Below are 15,907 nucleotides of genomic sequence, written 5' to 3' on the forward strand. Positions count from 1 at the left end.
GCTTGCGCTTCCAGACCGCCATGACCAGCGCCTTGAGCACCAGGTCCGCCTGCATCCTCGACTGCATCGACCAGCCGACGACCTGGCGGGAGAACAGATCGAGCACCACGGCCAGGTACAGCCAGCCCTCGTAGGTCCGGATCATCGTGATGTCCGTGACCCAGGCGCGATTGGGTTGGTCTGGATCGAACTGACGGTCAAGCAGGTTCTCCGCTACCACCGCCGGCTTTCCGCCGTTGTAGCTGCGACGCTTCCGGTAGCCCACTTCGGCCCGGAGGCCTGCCGCGCGCATCAGCCGGTAGACCCGATGCTTGCCGATCTCTTCACCCAGGTCCCTCAGGTCGTCATGGATCTTTCGATACCCGTACACCGCGCCACTCTCCAGCCAGGACTGCTTGATCAGGCCGGTCTGGCGCTGATCTTCCTTAAAACGCTGCGAGCACGGCGCCTTCAGCCAGGCGTAGAAGCCGCTGGGATGCACCTCGAGCACCCGGCACATCGTGCGCACCCGGAACTCCTTGCGGTGGGCCTGAATGAACCCGTACTTCACCCGGACTCCTTGGCGAAGTACGTTGCGGCCTTTTTTAGAATGTCGCGCTCCTCCTCGACGCGCTTCAACTCGGCCTTGAGACGCTGCAGCTCGCGCTGCGCCTCATCGTGCTCCAGGCTGGCCCGGTCCTTCGATCCGAACTTCTTGATCCAGGCGTAGAGACTGTGCGTGGTGATCCCCAGTCGTCCCGCAACCTCGCCGACCGAATGACCCCGGTCCGTGACCTGCCGAACCGCTTCGATCTTGAACTCTTCCGTGTACCGCTTTCTGCTCATCTGGCACCTCCATTTCGGCCATCATAAGATGGCTCAGAGGTGTCCAGGAAATCCGGGGCGATTCAATCTCAACTCATTAAGCTTCCTGTTCGCCAGATAGGTGGCAATAAAAGCGATCAAAATTGAAACTGCGTATGCAGCTATCACCTCGTTAGTCATGTGAGACATATAACGTCGCCAATCAGCCGCGCGAGGTACGAGCGTCGACTGCATTGGCCTTGTTAGCCTTTTTTAGTTCTTTTGGCAAAAAGGCGTCAATCTCTTCATCCGAGAAAGTCATGTCTTCCAGCCTCTGAAGCGCCTCTTGCGCTTTCCGGTAAGCCTCATACTTGGTGCTTGGCGCACCCGCATATACTGCGTGCAGTTCATTAAGGAGCGAATCTCGCTCTCCTTGAAGAGATTCAATCGGCTTCTCTCTCATCTTCAGGTCTGTGATCAGGGAAAGGTACTTTTCCCTGATAATCCATAAGTCGGCACCGGCTTGTCTGTGCTTTTGCGCAAGTTCACCCAGGTCGTAATTCTTGGTATAGGCGTTGAATGCCAATAGAGCGGTTGACACCAGCACGCCGATCAAGGCACCAATCTGCCCTGCGCCGAAGACGGCACCAATGAATCCTGCTGTTGTTATGGCAGACAGAATGATTTGCCATAGTTTTATCCTTGATAATCGCAGGAGTAGAATATCGGCGCATTTCTCATGCGTCTTGTGTGTATACACAACGCGACCGAAACACTCGCGTAACTGGCCTTCAAGGATAGCACGTGAGTCAGGCGTATCTTCAGTCTGGGAATGAGTTTCCAAAAATCTCTCTCCATTTTTGCTTAGCTGACCATTCTCGCTTTGGAGTAGCGGTTTCGTGGCTAATTGCCTCAAGTGCAATGTTGTAACATCGTGTCGCTTTCCACTGAAAAAGACCTTTTCCATAGACATACTGCCCGCTACCAGGGGCTTTCCAGTACTCCTTCTCCTTGTCTTGGTCAGCCATGAACCGGAAGAAGTCTCGGCACATGTAGTCGTAGTAAAGGTAGGACTTGTCCTTGTATGGCCAACCATCTATGAACTGGTAGGCCAGCGTATCAACAAGGAGGCCGCCAATCGGCACATCCCACTTTCTCTTCCATGCGCGCATCATTCGGCACAGCGGCACAAGGTTGCCGTTGCAGTTGGTATTTCTCGTTCTGATGGCGGATATCTCGGGCTTTGGGTTTGTTGTTCGCCAACGGCCGCCGTTGTTCGCGTCGGGATAAGTGTAGCTGTCGTCCTTGTTGATAAAGGCGGGAACGACCTCGAAGGTAATTCCATCCGTGAACGGCACCAAGATGACCTGTCCGTCTCCACGGATGCTTGTCGTGGAGTAAGTTCTCTCGATCGATGTCTTAACAGCCTGAAGGAGCGCCGATTGGCCGTTGCCTGAGTAATTGTTGTACTTCTCGTAAACCGAATAGGGCAACTGCATAATCATGTCCAGATCACTGAAACCACGAATTGCCGTATTACGTCCATATGAGCCGACATAGAGACTCTGCGACGTGTCCGAAGACGTTCCCCAGAAGTCCGTGTTAAGGCGACGCGTCATCGCCTTGTAGCGCGACGAGATCGTCCCGCCATCCTGCACTTGGATATTCGTGCAGAACACGCTGAACCATTCTCCTAGTCCCATGTCATCTTCCCAAGGCTAACACCTGAGTTCACCGGCATTTGAGGCGATGCCTGTTTTTGCGAAAGCAAAAATGGGCAGCGGGTCAAATGTCCGGTGCAACGAATTGTTATACGCCACCCTCACTGACCTCATCGTCTTTTTCTTTACTTTCGTGAGCTACCTTGAGAGCAATTCGAACAAAGGGGTTTGGCCCCGATACATTCAGCTCTTCAAAAGTGACTGCCTCCGGCCATCGAAGTATCTGATCGATACAATGCTCTATCCCGTCGACATTTGCCACAGCTTCTTTTGGAATAATTTCATCCGCCGGCCCCTTGAACAATTTGGCAAGCAGCATCGTCGAGTAAACCCGGTTAAATTCAGCGTAATACTTGACGAAGTGTGAAGTTGTGAACTTCCACTTTGTATGGTTTCCAATATCATCTTTGCTTCCGCCCCATCCCATACGCAAGAGAACTTGAGGGCTAAAGTGCACCCACTTTGAGGTTGCTGAATAGAGATAGCGATACAAAGTTTCTAAACCCTCAGATTTAGCCATGTACCAAACACTAGGCCAAGGTTTTCGACCACTCCAACCTAGTTTCTTGGCTAAAGCTCGCAGTTCCTTGTCCGTTGATACGTTCGGTTTATCATTTGGTTTCAGGACAGGCTGCCACGGCCTAACTTCTTCAAAAAATTCGCTCTGAGACTCTATGCCTTCACGTATATTGGCGGCCATCAGGTGGGCTAGTGCTTCGTCTCGATCGTCCGGCTCAAGTCGCGATATAAATGTAAGTGCGATCAGATCTTCACAAATTCCTCGCAGCGTTGAGGTCAAGAAAAACGTGTGTGGCAACGGTTCTTCAGCACTGGCAACCAACGCAAACTCAAAGCTTTTGACCAATGCCGCTCGGAGCATGCATCCATACATTCCGACATCGTCGATCGAAGCAGTGCCTAATTGATCAACCAAATCCTGGAGCTGATTAAGATGGGAACATAGATCGGGCTCTTGCTCTCCCGGTTTGGCTGCTTCCTCTGTTCTCATTTGTACTGAAACCTATTGCGTAGCACGAAAGTTGAGTGGCGTATAACTATGAAATATGTGGCGAAAGTGCTGTGTAGCGAGTAGGCGCGCAAAAATGCGCGTTAGCACGCGTGTTTTCGCGGGTTGGATTTACCAAGCCTCTGATTTTCAACGCCCTGCCCCACAGCTCGTCTGTAGCTATCCTGCACAATCGCCGGCTATCACGCAAGTTCCCTTTACAACCTCGGGCGGATTTCCTATCGCCGCGGTCGGCCAAAGCCTCTAGATTCCGAACGATCCGAGCCTCCACCCGCCGATTCCAACCCGGCCCGCCGACGCCGCTCGGTATATCCTCAACCCTTTCCGATTCCGGGACCCGACGCCATGCCCAAGCAGCCCATCCACACCGATTCCGCCCCGGCCGCCATCGGCCCCTACTCCCAGGCCACGCGCGCCGGCGACACGGTCTACCTGTCCGGCCAGATTCCGCTCGACCCGGCCAGCGGCGAGGTCATCGACGGTGACTTCGAGTCCCGCGTGCGGCGCGTCTTCGACAACCTGGCCGCGGTCTGCCGCGGAGCCGGCGGCGGGCTCGACGACATCTGCAAGCTGAACGTGTTCCTGACCGACCTGGGACGCTTCGCCGAGGTCAACGCGATCATGGCCGAGTACTTCGTCGAGCCCTACCCGGCCCGCGCCGCGGTGCAGGTCGCGGCGCTGCCGAAGGGCGTTGACGTGGAGATGGACGCGATCGCGCACATCCCGGGCTGAACGAGCCGCTGGCCGGAACGTGGCTTCGAAGCCGTCGAACGAAGCGCCGCGCCCCATCGCCGAGCTGCACGGCGTGGGGCCAGCGATTGCGGCGAAGTTCAAGGCACTGGGCCTGGTCGACGAGATCGACCTGCTGTTCCATCGGCCGCTGCGCTACGAGGACCGGACGCGGATCACGCCGATCGGCCGGCTGCGGCCGTCGACCACGACCCTGGTCCAGGGCCGGGTCACCCACCAGGAGGTCCGCTTCGGGCGGCGCAAGAGCCTGCTGGTCGTGCTCGCCGACGACAGCGGCCAGGTGGTGCTGCGCTTCTTCAACTTCTACCCCAGCCAGCAGCGGCAGTTCGCCGTCGGCAACGCGATGCGCTGCTTCGGTGAGGTCCGCTTCGGGCCCGAGGGCTACGAGATGGCCCACCCGCAGTGCCAGGTGATCCGGGAAGGCTTTGATCCGCCGTTGCCCGATCACCTGACGCCGGTCTACCCGACCACCGCCGGGCTGGGCCAGGCGAAGCTGGCCGAGCGGATCCTGGAGACGGTGGATCGTGCACTGAACGGATCGCTGGCCCTGCCCGACCCGTTGGGTAACGTCCAGGGGCTGGGCACGCTGGCCGACGCGCTGGCCGCCATCCACCGCCCGGCCGCCACCGCCAACCTCGACGCACTGATCGACGGCTACGACCCGGCCGTGCAGCGGCTGGCGCTGGAGGAGCTGCTGGCTCATCACCTGGCGCTGGCCCGGCTGAACCGGGCGCGGGCGAAGCAGCACGCGGACTCCTTGATCGACAACACCGGGCTGGTCGACCGGCTGCTGGCGGAGTTCCCGTTCACGCCGACCGGGGCGCAGACCCGGGTGATCGGCGAGATTGCCGCCGACCTTTCCGGTACGCGCCCGATGCGGCGACTGCTGCAGGGCGACGTCGGGTCGGGCAAGACGCTCGTCGCCGCGGCCGCCGTGGCCCAGGCGATCGGCGCCGGCGCGCAGGCGGCGATCATCGCGCCGACGGAGATCCTGGCCGAGCAGCACCGGGAGAACTTCAGCCGATGGTTCGATCCGCTGGGCATCGAAGCCGTCTGGCTGGCCGGCAAGGTCAAGGGCAAGGCGCGCCAGGAAGCGCTGGAGAAGCTCGCCGCCGGCGCGCCGCTGGCGATCGGCACCCACGCGCTGTTCCAGGAAGGCGTCGAGTTCGATCGGCTGCGGCTGGTCGTGGTCGATGAACAGCACCGCTTCGGCGTCGGTCAACGGCTGGCATTGGCGGCCAAGGGTGCAGAAGATACGGGTCGTGGACAATCACGCATCCCCCATCAGCTGGTGATGACTGCGACTCCGATCCCGCGCACGCTGGCCATGACGGCCTATGCAGGCCTCGAAGTCTCGGTGATCGACGAACTGCCTCCGGGCCGCAAGCCTGTGACGACGGCGCTGATCCGTGACGACCGTCGAGGCGAGCTGGTCGAGCGCATTCGCGCCCAGCTCGCGGCCGGGCACCAGGCCTACTGGGTCTGCCCGCTGATCGAGGAGTCCGACCTGCTCGAGGCCGAGGCGGCCGAGACCACGTGGGAGGCATTGAAGGCGCAGCTCCCGGACTTCGACGTCGGCCTGGTCCACGGCCGGATGAAGGCGCGCGACAAGCAGGCGGTAATGGCGCGCTTCAAGGCCGGCGAGATTCACCTGCTGGTCGCGACCACGGTGATCGAAGTGGGCGTCGACGTGCCCAACGCCGGGCTGATGATCATCGAGAACGCCGAGCGGCTCGGCCTGTCGCAGCTGCACCAGCTCCGGGGCCGGGTCGGCCGCGGCAGCGAGCAGGCGGCCTGCGTGCTGATGTTCAAGCCGCCGCTGGGCGAGCTGGCCAAGGCGCGGCTGGAGGTGATGCGCGAGACGACGGACGGCTTCCGCATTGCCGAGCGCGACCTGGAACTGCGCGGGCCGGGTGAGGTGCTCGGAACGCGCCAGACCGGCATGCTGCGCTTCCGCATCGCCGACCTGGCCCGCGACGCCGACCGCGTCGAGCAGGTGCCCGAGCTGGCCAGGTCCCTGAAGCGCGCCGATGTCGACGTCCTGATCCAGCGCTGGATCGGCGATTCGGAACAGTTCGCCGACGTCTGACGCCCGCGCGGGCCAATCCGCAGGCCCCCGTCCGGCCCAATCGCCCTCGCCAATCGCCCTCGCCAATCGCGCGTGGGGCTTCGGACGACGCGGCCTTGCCGCGCTGACCGCTAAGTGATATCGTTGGAATGTTCTTCCGATATCACTCTGCCCATGACACGCACCATCATCAACCTGGACCCCGAGGACAAGGACTGGCTCGATCGCCGGGCCCGGAGCGAGCAAGTTGCGATGACGGAAGTGGTGCGGCGCGCGGTGAAGGCCTACCGGCTTCGCGAGGAAAGTCACGGCCGCGAGGACCTTCAGGACCTGCTGGCTCGGACGGCCGGCATCTGGCGCCAGGAGGACGGCCTGGTCGTTCAGGACCGGATCCGTGACGAATGGGGCACGGGCGATTGAAGTACCTGCTCGACTCGGTCATTCTCATCGACCACTTCAACGGCATCGCATCGGCAACGACGTTCGTTTCGGACCACGCGGCGGCCTGCGCGCTCTCGGTCATCACCCGTGCCGAAGTGCTCACCGGGTTTTCCAAGGAGTCGGAGCCGCTGGCCCTGGCGGTGCTGAACGCGTTCCCGACCCTGCCGCTGACCACGGAGATCGCCGACTCTGCCGCGCGTCTGCGGCGAATCCAGCGCTGGAAACTGCCCGATGCGATCCAGGCCGCGTTCGCGAAGCATCATGACCTGACGCTGGTCACCCGCAACACGCGCGATTTCCAGGACGGCGACGAAGTGGCGGTCCTGGTGCCCTATCGCCTGTAGTCACTGGTCGTCACTCTCGTTCGGGAAAAGTGGGCGCAGCGCCCCGCGCTCAGCCCAGCGGTAGCCGACCGGACGACACCAGCCCGACGATCAGCCCGCCGAAGCCCGACAGTCCACCACCGACCAGACCGACCCAGCACCAGATCCGCTGGCGGCGGTGTCGCGCTTCGGCGGCCGGATCGACGGCGCGCTCGTGGGCCAGCCGCCGGGCCAGTGTCTTCGGGATGGCGACCATCGTCTGCCAGGCGATCGCGCTGAAGAACAGCACGAACACCGCGATCGGCCACCACGGGCCCGGCACGAACGGCGATACCGCAAAACCCAGGACGGCCGCGACCACGGCAATGATCCCCTTCCGCCGATGTGCCAGGAGTTCGAGGCGCTCGCGTTCGTCGAAGGCGGTCTTCAGGTGCGGTCGGATGCCGAAGACCACGCCGGCGATTCCACCGAGCAGCGCGAACGCCAGGCCGAGCCCGGCGGTGGCGGCCAGTTTCAGGATCGATTTGCTGCCCAGCCCCATTGCGACCGCCGCGGCCGCGGCCGGCGGCGATGCGGTGGTCAGCAGGCCCGCGAAGGCGGCGGTGAACGCCGCGCCCGGCGCGGTCCGGACCAGGTCGTTGGCCAGCGCACGTTCGACGCCGGCGGTCAGCGCCTTTCGAGCGCGCGACAGCCGCTGGCGGACCGTCGCAGGCCGCAGGCCGAGCAGCGCGGCGACCTGCGCCGTCGATTCGCCCTCGCGGTAGTAGAGGGTCAGCACCTCGCGAGCGTCGGGCGGAAGCTCTTCGAAGGCTTCGTCGAGCGCCCGCCGCCGTTCATCGACCTCGACGGAATCGGCGGTCCGGTCGGCCGCCGCCAGCTGCGCCAGCGCGGCGTCGGGATCGGCGTTCGGCTCGTCCCCGGGACGGGCCCGGCGACAGCGCAGGAAATCACGCGCCCGGTTGCGGGTCATTTCCCGCAGCCACGGCAGGAAGCTGTCGTCGTTGCGCAGCTCGTCGAGCTTCGACCAGACCGTCAGGTAGACCTCCTGGGCGACGTCCTCGCTGTACTGGACGTCGCGGACGATGGCCAGCGCGATGCTGGCCACGGTGCCCTGGGTCGCGGCGACCAGGGCGCTGAACGCGCGGCGGTCGCCGGCCCGCGCGGCAGGCAGGTGGCGCTGAACCAGCGTCGCGACTTCACTCATGACCGTCAGCCTCTTCGATTCGCGCGAGGAAGTCCAGCACCTGCGCGGCCAGGAAGTCCGGATCGTCGAGCTGGACGAAGTGACGCCCCCGTTCGGCGACCACGTGACGGTGATCCGGGATCGCTTCGACCTGGCGGGCGTAGGCGCGGCGCATCGCCTCGTTGCCGCCGCTGTCGGCGGCCTGCACCAGCAGCACCGGCACATCCACCCCGCTCATCAGCGGCCGCAGATCGGTGGTCATGATTTCGGCCACCGCGCGTCCGACGGTGGCCGGATCGGAGCGGGCGCTGTCCTCGGCCACCCGCGCTCGCTGACCGGGATCGGCGACCATCACCTGCAGGCTCATCCGGTTCTGCTGCGCGAACTGTTCGTCGGTCAGGCTGGCCATGAAGGACGCCATCTGCGCCGCGGCCGGGCGCTGCGATTCGGCGGTCACGTCTTCTCCGGCCAGGCCGCTGTAGAACGGCACGCCGTCGACCGCGATCGCACCGGCCAGCCGGTCGGGTTCGGTCGCCGCCAGCCAGAACGCCAGGAAGCCGCCGAGCGAATGTCCGATCACCACCGGCCGGCCGCCGGGACCGGCTTCGAGCTCGGCGGCCAGCGCGTCGCGGACCCTCGGCAGGAACGGCCCGTCGCCGTCCAGCGGCGGCTCGCCGGCAAACCCGGCCAGGATCAGCACGTGGGTGCGGTAGCCGGCCGCGCGCAGCCGCGCGGCCAGGTCGTCCCAGACCCAGCCGGGGCTGGCCAGGCCCGGCACCAGATAGACGGCCCGGCCCTCGCCGGACGACTCGACGCGGTAGGGGTCGGCGCTGGCGGTCGCGGTCAGAAGCAGAAGCAAGGGGGCCAGAGTGGTTCGAAGGAAGGTGCGCATGATCGGGTCCTCGTGTTCATGGGTTCGAACACAAGGGACGCAGACGCACCGGAAATGTGACGGACAACGGACCGGATCGGTCATCGACCCTTCATGGGTGCTACGCTGACAGGACCTACCGTTCGGAGGCCGAGCCATGCCCGGCAGCGACGACGACCCGATCGCCGAAGACGACGTGACGCGCACCGACCGGACCGACCGCGTTGCGCTGGCGGCCTTCCAGAACATCGAAAAGGGCCTGCTGATCCTGACCGCGATGATGGTGCTGGCCGCCGCCGGCCTGGAGGTCTTCCGGGTCATCGACCTGCGCGCCGTCACGCTGGCCGACATCCTGTTGATGTTCCTCTATACCGAGGTCATCGCGATGATCGCGGTGTTCTATTCCGGCAAGGGGTCGCCGTTCCTCTACCCGATCTTCATCGCGATCACCGCGCTGTCGCGGCTGATCGTGCTGCAGGGCAAGGACATGGAGCCGCAGGCGGTGTTGTACGAGGCCGCCGCGATCCTGCTGCTGGCGGTCGCCGCGGCGATCATGCTGAAGGTCCGGTTCAAGCGCAACGGCGAGCCCGCTTCGGACGACGACCGCGACCCTCGCTGATCGACCCCAGCACTCAGAGCAGGCGCGCCGCGTCCGGCGGCCGGGTCATCACCCGGGGTTCGTCGCGAAACGCCGCCCAGCGGACGATCGCGTAGCGCAGCCCGTCGGTCACCGGCCGCGCTGCATGCAGGTAACGGACGTCGGAGGGGAACTACACCAGCATGCCGGCGCGCGGCCGCAGCGAGTACTCGAAGTGTTGGAAATCGAGTCGGCCGCCCTGGTCGTCGTCGTTGAGGTAGAGCAGCAGACTGATGTCGCGATCCAGGGTCTTCTTCCAGACGCCTTCGTCAGAAAAGAAGTTGTCGCTGTCGGCGTGGCCCCGGTAGAAGCCGCCGGGCCGATAGCGCAGCAGCTGCGGCGCTTCGAACCACGAAACGCCGCGATCGACGGCCGGCGCGATGGTCTCGGTCAGCGCACGCCGGACCATCTTGTCGAGCTCGTCCTGCAGGCCACCGACGGCCACGCGTTCGGTGACCCGCCGGTCGTCGTAGGTCCGGACCACCTCCTCGGCCGTGGACCGTTCGAGATCGACCACCTTCAGCCGCTCCGACGGCAGCGCGTCGATGCGCTCGCGCAGCGCGGCGCAGGCCTCGGCGGAAAGGAAATCGGGCACCACGAAGATGCCGTGCGGCGGCCGGGCGGAAACGGCGCCCGGACCGGCGGATCGATGGTGTCGAAGCCCTGCGGGTTCACCGGTCCGGGCGGTCGATTCCGATCGCGTTGTCCGGCGGCTGCTGCTTGACCCGCGGCTCCTCGTCGAAGGCCGCCCAGCTGACCACGGCGTAGCGCAGGCCGGCGGTCACCGACTGCGCGGTGTGCATGTAGCGCACGTCGGACGGGAAATAGACCAGCATTCCGGACTTCGGCCGCAGCGTGTAGTCGAAATGCTCGAAGTGCAGCGTGCCGCCCTCGTACTCGTCGTTGAGGTAGATCAGCAGGCTGATGTCGCGGTCCAGCACCTTCTGCCAGCGCCCGGTGGGCGTGTGGATGTGGTCGCTGTCGGCGTGGCCGTCGTAGAACCCGCCGGGGGTGTATTTCAGCAGCTGCGATCGTTCGTACCAGGCGAAGCTGCGACCGACTTCGGGCGCGATGATGTCGTTGAGCGCGCGTTCGACCCAGCCGTCCAGCGTCGCGCGCGCGTCGCCCAGGTCGACCCACTCGGTGACGCGGCGATCGTCGTCGATCTCGATGATCCTGTCGGGCGTCGAGCGCTCGAGGTCGACGACCTTCAGCCGCCGGGTGTCGCACCGCTGCGCGTACTCGACCATCGAGCGGCAGGCCTCGGCGTCGAGGAAATCCGGCACGATGCCGATGCCGGCCGGCAGGTCGCGATCGGGTGCGGTATTGCCGCAGCAGTGCTTGAAGCGGCGGCCGCTGCCGCAGAAGCACGGCTCGGTGCGGCCCGGCGGAAACGGGTCACGGAGTACGGTTCGGGTGGTCGTCGACATTCGATCGGGCGCGATCAGGGCTCGCGCGTATTCTCGATGAATTCGTGGACGATTTCAGCCAGCCGCGGGCCCTGGTCTTCCTGCAGGAAGTGCCCGGCCCGCTCGAGCGTCACGTGCGGCTGACCGGCCGCGCCGGGAATGCGCTGCTGCAGGACCCGGTCGGCGCCCTGCATGATCGGGTCGCTGTCGCCGAAGGCGGTCAGGAACGGGCGTTCGAACATCGCCAGGCCTTTCCACGCATCGCGGTTGGCGACGGCTTGCGGGTCGTCGCGTTCGGTCGGCACCAGCAGCGGGAAGGATCGCGCGCCGGCCTTGAACGATTCGCGCGGAAACGGCGCGTCGTAGGCGGCCCGCACGGCCGGGTCCAGCCCGCGCACGCTGCCCTGGTCGACGATGCTGCCGGCGGAAAAGTCCGACACCGTCTGCGAGAAGGTGCGCCATTGCTCGAAGGCCTCGCCGATCGGTGCCTCGCCGGTCGGCAGGAAGGTGTTGGCCGCGATCACGCGGGCGAAGCGGCCGTCGGGACGCTCGCCGACCAGGCGCAGCCCCAGCAGGCCGCCCCAGTCCTGGCAGAACAGGGTGATGTCGGTCAGTTCGAGCTGGGCGATGGCCGAGGCCAGCCACTGGGCGTGGCGGGCGTAGCTGTAGTCGGCCTGGCGGACCGGCTTGTCGGAGCGGCCGAAGCCGATCAGGTCGGGTGCGATCACCCGGTGGCCGGCCGCGACCAGCGGCGGGATCATATGGCGGTACAGGTAGCTCCAGCTCGGCTCGCCGTGCAGCAGCAGCACCGGCGGGGCGTCGTGCGGGCCTTCATCGACATAGTGCATGCGCAGCTGGCCGCCCTCGGTGTCATCGACGAACAGGTAGTGCGGCGCGAACGGCCAGTCGGGCAGCGAGGCAAAACGGTCGTCGGGGGTGCGCAGGTATTCCATGGCAGGCTCCAGCTCGAAAGGTCGGAGTCCGATCCTCGCGCGGATCGGGCGGTCAGCGCTTGATGCGGATCAAGGCCGAGATGTCCTTGCCGGTTTCGCCGCCGTCGACCAGCCGCTGGTAGTCGGCCAGCGCGCCCGGCAGCACCGTGGACCCGAAACCGGCCTCGTCGGCCAGCGCTTTGCAGATCTTCAGGTCCTTCAACAGCAGGGCCGGTTCGAAGCCGACGTCGAACGAATCGTCGAGCATGCTCCGGCCGCGCTTGTCGAGGAACCAGTTGCCGGCCGCGCCGCCGCCGAGCAGCTCCAGCATGGCCTCGCGTGGCAGGTCCAGCTTCTCGACCAGCGCCAGCGCCTCGCAGACCGCCTCGGCGATGCCGGCGACGATCAGCTGGTTGACCGCCTTGGCCGACTGGCCGCTGCCGGCTGGGCCGAGGTGACGCCAGACCTTGCCGTAGGCGGCGAACACCGGCGCCAGCCGTTCGAACGCGAGCTCGTCGCCGCCGGCCATGATCGCCAGCTGGCCGTTCCTGGCGCCCTCGACGCCGCCGGTCACCGGCGCGTCGACGAAGGCCACGTCGCGCGCGGCCAGCCGCTCGGCCGCCGCCCGGGCCGCGGCCGGCGAGACGGTGGAATGATCGACGACGATCGTACCCGGCCGGAGCCGGGCTTCGACCCGGTCGAGCACGGCGGCCAGGTCGGGATCGGCCGACACGCACAGCGCCAGCACCTCGACGTCACCGGCCAGCGCCTCGGGAGACTCCGCGAGCCGGGCGGCGGGCTGCTGCTCGGCGAACGCCGCGCGGCGCGCCTCGCCCCGGTTCCAGGCCCCGACCAGCAAGCCGGCGGCCTGGAGGTGGCCGGCCATCGGCGCGCCCATCGCGCCCAGCCCGATCCAGCCGGTCTTCACGCCCGGCGCCTCATCCGCTGGTTTCCAGGTAGGTGTAGGCCGAAAGCCCCTCGGTCAGCAGGCGCTCGATCGCGTCGGCCTCGGCCCGCTCCAGCCCGGCCGAGGCGACCTTGGCCCGGCAGGCGGCCAGCAGCTGGCGCGGCTGGTAGCCGACCAGTTCCAGCAGGCTGTCGGCGGTGTCGCCGGGGCGCGCGTTGCGCAGCACGAAGCCGTCCTCGTGCCGCACCACGTCGACGCTGTCGGTGTCGCCGAACAGGTTGTGGATGTCGCCCAGGGTTTCCTGGTAGGCGCCGGCCATGAACACGCCGAGCAGGTAGTTCTCGCCGGGCCGGATCTCGTGGACCGGCAGGGTCGGTTCGAGCAGGCCGCGCTCGACGTACTGGTCGATCCGCCCGTCGGAGTCGCAGGTCAGGTCCTCGAGCACCGCGCGCCGGGTCGGGCTCTCGTCGAGCCGCTGCAGCGGCACGATCGGGAACACCTGGTCGATCGCCCAGACGTCGGGCAGCGACTGGAAGATCGACAGGTTGATGAAGTACTTGTCCGACAGCAGGAAGCGGATCCGCTCGCGCAGCTCGCGGTGGCGGCGGTGATCGGGATCGAGCCGCTCGGCGACGCGCTCGAGGACCGCGAAGTACAGCGGCTCGAGCCGGGCCCGGTCGCTCAGCGCCAGGTCGCCGTACAGGAACAGGTTGCGCCCCTCCTCCAGCCAGTGCTCGGCCTCGAGGAAGCACTCCTCGGCCTCGCGGCGGTCGACCTCGGCCAGCAGCGTGGCCAGGTGGACGACGACCGGGTGGGTGTCGGACTCCAGCGCGAACTCCAGCCCGCGCGGGAACCGCTCGGTGGCCGTGACGTTCGTGATCAGCACCGCGTGGTGGGCGGTCAGCGCGCGGCCGGACTCCGAAACCAGGTCGGGCATCGGAAGTTCGCGCTCGCGGCACAGGTCGCCGAGGCCGCCGACGATGGCCTGGGCGTACTGCTCGACCGAATAGTTCATCGAGCAGAAGGTGCGCGAGCGCCCGCCCTCGTAGTCGACGCCGAGCCCGCCGCCGATATCGACACAGCGGATCGGCACGCCGGCGGCGTGCAGTTCGGCGTAGTAGCGCGCGGCCTCGCGCACGCCGTGCTGGATATCGCGCAGGTTCGAGATCTGCGAGCCCATGTGGAAGTGCAGCAGCTCCAGCGCATCCAGCGCCTCGTCCTCTCTGAGCGTCTCGACCAGCTCGACCAGCTGCATGGCGTTGAGACCGAACTTGGCCCGCTCGCCGCCGGTGTTCTGCCAGTTGCCGGTGCCCAGCGCCGACAGCCGCAGCCGCACGCCGACCACCGGATCGATGCCCAGGGCGCGGGCCTCGCGACGGATCAGCGGCCACTCGCCGGGCTTTTCGATGACGATGATCACGTTCAGGCCCAGCTTGCGGCCGCTGAGCGCCAGGCGGATGTACGGTGCGTCCTTGTAGCCGTTGCAGATGATGGTCCGGCCGGGCGCGGCGACGGCCAGCGCGGTGATCAGCTCGGGCTTGCTGCCGGCCTCCAGGCCCATGCCGTCGACCGAGGCCAGCGTGCCGACCACCGAGGCCTGCTGGTTGACCTTGACCGGGTAGACCGAGGTGTACCGGCCCGAATAGCCGGTCGCCTCGATCGCGCCGCGGAACGCATCGCGAAGGTCGTGCGCTCGGCGCCGGAGAATATCGGGAAAGCGCACCAGCAGCGGCAGCCGCAGGCCCTGGGCGCGCGCCTGCGAGGCGATCCCGGTCAACGCGATGGTGTCGTCGCCGCCGTCCGGACGCGCGACCAGGTGGCCCTCGGCATCGACGTCGAAGAAGCCTTCGGACCACTGCGGGATCGAATAGCGTCGGCGCGCCGCGTCGATGGAATCCTGGGCCATGCTGAACTTCCGCTTCGAAGGACCCCGCATTGTACGTGCGGCGGCGCCGCTAGAATACGGGTCTGCGCCCCTCGCCACCCGGAACGCCATGTCCACCGCCGCAAACGACGACACCCCCTTCGACCCGAAGACCTGGTTCACCGAAGTCTGCGCGGATGCCGGCAGCGTGGTCGGCTGGCAGATCGACGCCCACCTCGAGCACGTCGAGACCGAGTTCCAGACCATCGACGTCTACCGGACGCGGCACTGGGGCAACCTGATGGTCATCGACGGCTTCGTGATGCTGACCACGCGGGACAACTTCCTGTACCACGAGATGCTGGTCCATCCGGCGCTGTTCGGTCACCCGGCGCCGAAGCGGGTCGCGATCATCGGCGGCGGCGACTGCGGCACGCTGCGCGAAGTGCTGGGCCACGCCTCGGTGGAATCGGCCGTGCAGTGCGAGATCGACGAGCAGGTCACCCGTTTGAGCGAGAAGCACTTCCCCGAACTGTGCGAACGCAACGACGACCCGCGCGCCGAGCTGGTCTTCGACGACGGCCTGGCCTGGATCCGCAACGCCGGGACCGGCTCGCTGGACGTGATCATCGTCGACTCCACCGACCCGATCGGCCCGGCCGAAGGGCTGTTCGGCCCCGACTTCGTCGCCGACTGCCACCGGGCCCTGGCCGACGGCGGCATCCTGGTCCAGCAGAGCGAATCGCCGCTGATCCACCAGCACCTGATCGCCGGCATCCGTCAGAACATGGAGCGGGCCGGCTTCGACACGATCAGGACGCTGGGCTTCCCGCAGCCGTGCTACCCGTCGGGCTGGTGGTCGGCCACCCAGGCGCGCAAGGGCGGCGTGCTGGCCCCGCCGAGCGCCGCGCGCTTCACCGACAGCGGCATCAAGACGCGCTACTACAACCCCGACGTCCACCGCGGCGCGCTGGCCACGCAGCTGCCCTGA

General features: G+C 65.9%; 16 protein-coding genes and 1 pseudogene. 6 read left to right on the forward strand and 11 right to left on the reverse strand.

Translation table 11 applies throughout. The features are described 5' to 3' along the window. The 4 genes and pseudogenes from HFP89_RS00345 to HFP89_RS00360 form a co-directional block, all read right to left on the reverse strand. Positions 1-825 (reverse strand): annotated as a pseudogene (locus HFP89_RS00345) (IS3 family transposase); the annotation flags it as partial. Positions 826-1,006: 181 nt separating this feature from the next. Continuing rightward, positions 1,007-1,627, reverse strand: a complete 621-nt coding sequence (locus HFP89_RS00355; protein WP_206212159.1) for an SLATT domain-containing protein — start codon at positions 1,625-1,627, stop codon at positions 1,007-1,009. Then, the gene (locus HFP89_RS15760) at positions 1,605-2,486 is read right to left on the reverse strand and encodes a nucleotidyltransferase (protein WP_206212160.1); all 882 of its coding nucleotides are present in this window, start codon (positions 2,484-2,486) and stop codon (positions 1,605-1,607) included. Before HFP89_RS15760 ends, HFP89_RS00355 begins: the two co-directional genes overlap by 23 nt. Before the next feature lie 106 nt (positions 2,487-2,592). Next, positions 2,593-3,513, reverse strand: coding sequence for a DUF5677 domain-containing protein (locus HFP89_RS00360; protein ID WP_168715653.1), 921 nt, complete (start codon positions 3,511-3,513; stop codon positions 2,593-2,595). Between the two features lie 363 nt (positions 3,514-3,876). On the opposite strand from HFP89_RS00360, the gene HFP89_RS00365 reads away from it, so the two are divergent. The 4 genes from HFP89_RS00365 to HFP89_RS00380 all read left to right on the forward strand — a co-directional run bounded on the left by HFP89_RS00365 (position 3,877) and on the right by HFP89_RS00380 (position 7,134). Beyond that, positions 3,877-4,263, forward strand: a complete 387-nt coding sequence (locus HFP89_RS00365) for a RidA family protein (RefSeq protein ID WP_168715654.1) — start codon at positions 3,877-3,879, stop codon at positions 4,261-4,263. Next, on the forward strand, positions 4,223-6,370 hold the full coding sequence (gene recG, locus HFP89_RS00370) for an ATP-dependent DNA helicase RecG (protein ID WP_168715655.1): 2,148 nt from the start codon (positions 4,223-4,225) through the stop codon (positions 6,368-6,370). Before HFP89_RS00365 ends, recG begins: the two co-directional genes overlap by 41 nt. Before the next feature lie 153 nt (positions 6,371-6,523). Further along, positions 6,524-6,769 carry a CopG family transcriptional regulator gene (locus HFP89_RS00375; protein ID WP_168715656.1) on the forward strand — a complete coding sequence of 82 codons (246 nt, stop codon included), beginning with the start codon at positions 6,524-6,526 and terminating at the stop codon, positions 6,767-6,769. Then, positions 6,751-7,134, forward strand: a complete 384-nt coding sequence (locus tag HFP89_RS00380; protein WP_206212161.1) for a PIN domain-containing protein — start codon at positions 6,751-6,753, stop codon at positions 7,132-7,134. The genes HFP89_RS00375 and HFP89_RS00380 overlap by 19 nt, the downstream gene beginning before the upstream one ends. A gap of 49 nt (positions 7,135-7,183) precedes the next feature. Here HFP89_RS00380 and HFP89_RS00385 read toward each other — a convergent pair whose 3' ends face one another. Continuing rightward, the gene (locus tag HFP89_RS00385) at positions 7,184-8,317 is read right to left on the reverse strand and encodes a sigma-70 family RNA polymerase sigma factor (RefSeq protein ID WP_168715657.1); all 1,134 of its coding nucleotides are present in this window, start codon (positions 8,315-8,317) and stop codon (positions 7,184-7,186) included. Further along, positions 8,310-9,188, reverse strand: a complete 879-nt coding sequence (locus HFP89_RS00390) for an alpha/beta fold hydrolase (protein WP_168715658.1) — start codon at positions 9,186-9,188, stop codon at positions 8,310-8,312. Before HFP89_RS00390 ends, HFP89_RS00385 begins: the two co-directional genes overlap by 8 nt. A gap of 136 nt (positions 9,189-9,324) precedes the next feature. On the opposite strand from HFP89_RS00390, the gene HFP89_RS00395 reads away from it, so the two are divergent. Beyond that, the gene (locus HFP89_RS00395) at positions 9,325-9,786 is read left to right on the forward strand and encodes a phosphate-starvation-inducible PsiE family protein (RefSeq protein ID WP_168715659.1); all 462 of its coding nucleotides are present in this window, start codon (positions 9,325-9,327) and stop codon (positions 9,784-9,786) included. Positions 9,787-9,937: 151 nt separating this feature from the next. On the opposite strand, the gene HFP89_RS00400 is transcribed toward HFP89_RS00395, so the two are convergent. The 5 genes from HFP89_RS00400 to speA form a co-directional block, all read right to left on the reverse strand. Continuing rightward, complete coding sequence (locus HFP89_RS00400; RefSeq protein ID WP_168715660.1) at positions 9,938-10,399, reverse strand: 2OG-Fe(II) oxygenase; 462 nt, start codon at positions 10,397-10,399, stop codon at positions 9,938-9,940. Positions 10,400-10,475: 76 nt separating this feature from the next. After that, entirely contained in the window at positions 10,476-11,234 is a 759-nt protein-coding gene (locus tag HFP89_RS00405; RefSeq protein ID WP_168715703.1) for a 2OG-Fe(II) oxygenase, read from the reverse strand. Positions 11,235-11,248: 14 nt separating this feature from the next. Next, on the reverse strand, positions 11,249-12,166 hold the full coding sequence (locus HFP89_RS00410; protein ID WP_168715661.1) for a haloalkane dehalogenase: 918 nt from the start codon (positions 12,164-12,166) through the stop codon (positions 11,249-11,251). A gap of 52 nt (positions 12,167-12,218) precedes the next feature. Next, positions 12,219-13,073 carry an NAD(P)-dependent oxidoreductase gene (locus HFP89_RS16255; RefSeq protein ID WP_168715662.1) on the reverse strand — a complete coding sequence of 285 codons (855 nt, stop codon included), beginning with the start codon at positions 13,071-13,073 and terminating at the stop codon, positions 12,219-12,221. Between the two features lie 10 nt (positions 13,074-13,083). Further along, positions 13,084-14,958 (reverse strand): biosynthetic arginine decarboxylase, encoded by a 1,875-nt coding sequence (gene speA / locus HFP89_RS00420; protein WP_168715663.1) that lies wholly within the window; start codon positions 14,956-14,958, stop codon positions 13,084-13,086. An 88-nt stretch (positions 14,959-15,046) separates the two neighbouring features. Here speA and speE point away from each other — a divergent pair, with 88 nt between their 5' ends. Continuing rightward, positions 15,047-15,907, forward strand: a complete 861-nt coding sequence (gene speE / locus HFP89_RS00425; RefSeq protein WP_168715664.1) for a polyamine aminopropyltransferase — start codon at positions 15,047-15,049, stop codon at positions 15,905-15,907.

It is taken from the genome of Wenzhouxiangella sp. XN79A (assembly GCF_012272825.1).
In the GTDB taxonomy this organism is placed as follows: Bacteria; Pseudomonadota; Gammaproteobacteria; order Xanthomonadales; family Wenzhouxiangellaceae.

Bases quoted from the DNA above. Each gene is read 5' to 3' on its own strand.
- HFP89_RS15760 (WP_206212160.1), bottom strand. From the start codon at position 2,486: ATGGGACTAGGAGAATGGTTCAGCGTGTTCTGCACGAATATCCAAGTG.
- HFP89_RS00360 (WP_168715653.1), bottom strand. From the start codon at position 3,513: ATGAGAACAGAGGAAGCAGCCAAACCGGGAGAGCAAGAGCCCGATCTA.
- HFP89_RS00365 (WP_168715654.1), top strand. From the start codon at position 3,877: ATGCCCAAGCAGCCCATCCACACCGATTCCGCCCCGGCCGCCATCGGC.
- HFP89_RS00375 (WP_168715656.1), top strand. From the start codon at position 6,524: ATGACACGCACCATCATCAACCTGGACCCCGAGGACAAGGACTGGCTC.
- HFP89_RS00380 (WP_206212161.1), top strand. From the start codon at position 6,751: ATGGGGCACGGGCGATTGAAGTACCTGCTCGACTCGGTCATTCTCATC.
- HFP89_RS00385 (WP_168715657.1), bottom strand. From the start codon at position 8,317: ATGAGTGAAGTCGCGACGCTGGTTCAGCGCCACCTGCCTGCCGCGCGG.
- HFP89_RS00390 (WP_168715658.1), bottom strand. From the start codon at position 9,188: ATGCGCACCTTCCTTCGAACCACTCTGGCCCCCTTGCTTCTGCTTCTG.
- HFP89_RS00395 (WP_168715659.1), top strand. From the start codon at position 9,325: ATGCCCGGCAGCGACGACGACCCGATCGCCGAAGACGACGTGACGCGC.
- HFP89_RS00405 (WP_168715703.1), bottom strand. From the start codon at position 11,234: ATGTCGACGACCACCCGAACCGTACTCCGTGACCCGTTTCCGCCGGGC.
- HFP89_RS00410 (WP_168715661.1), bottom strand. From the start codon at position 12,166: ATGGAATACCTGCGCACCCCCGACGACCGTTTTGCCTCGCTGCCCGAC.
- speA (WP_168715663.1), bottom strand. From the start codon at position 14,958: ATGGCCCAGGATTCCATCGACGCGGCGCGCCGACGCTATTCGATCCCG.
- speE (WP_168715664.1), top strand. From the start codon at position 15,047: ATGTCCACCGCCGCAAACGACGACACCCCCTTCGACCCGAAGACCTGG.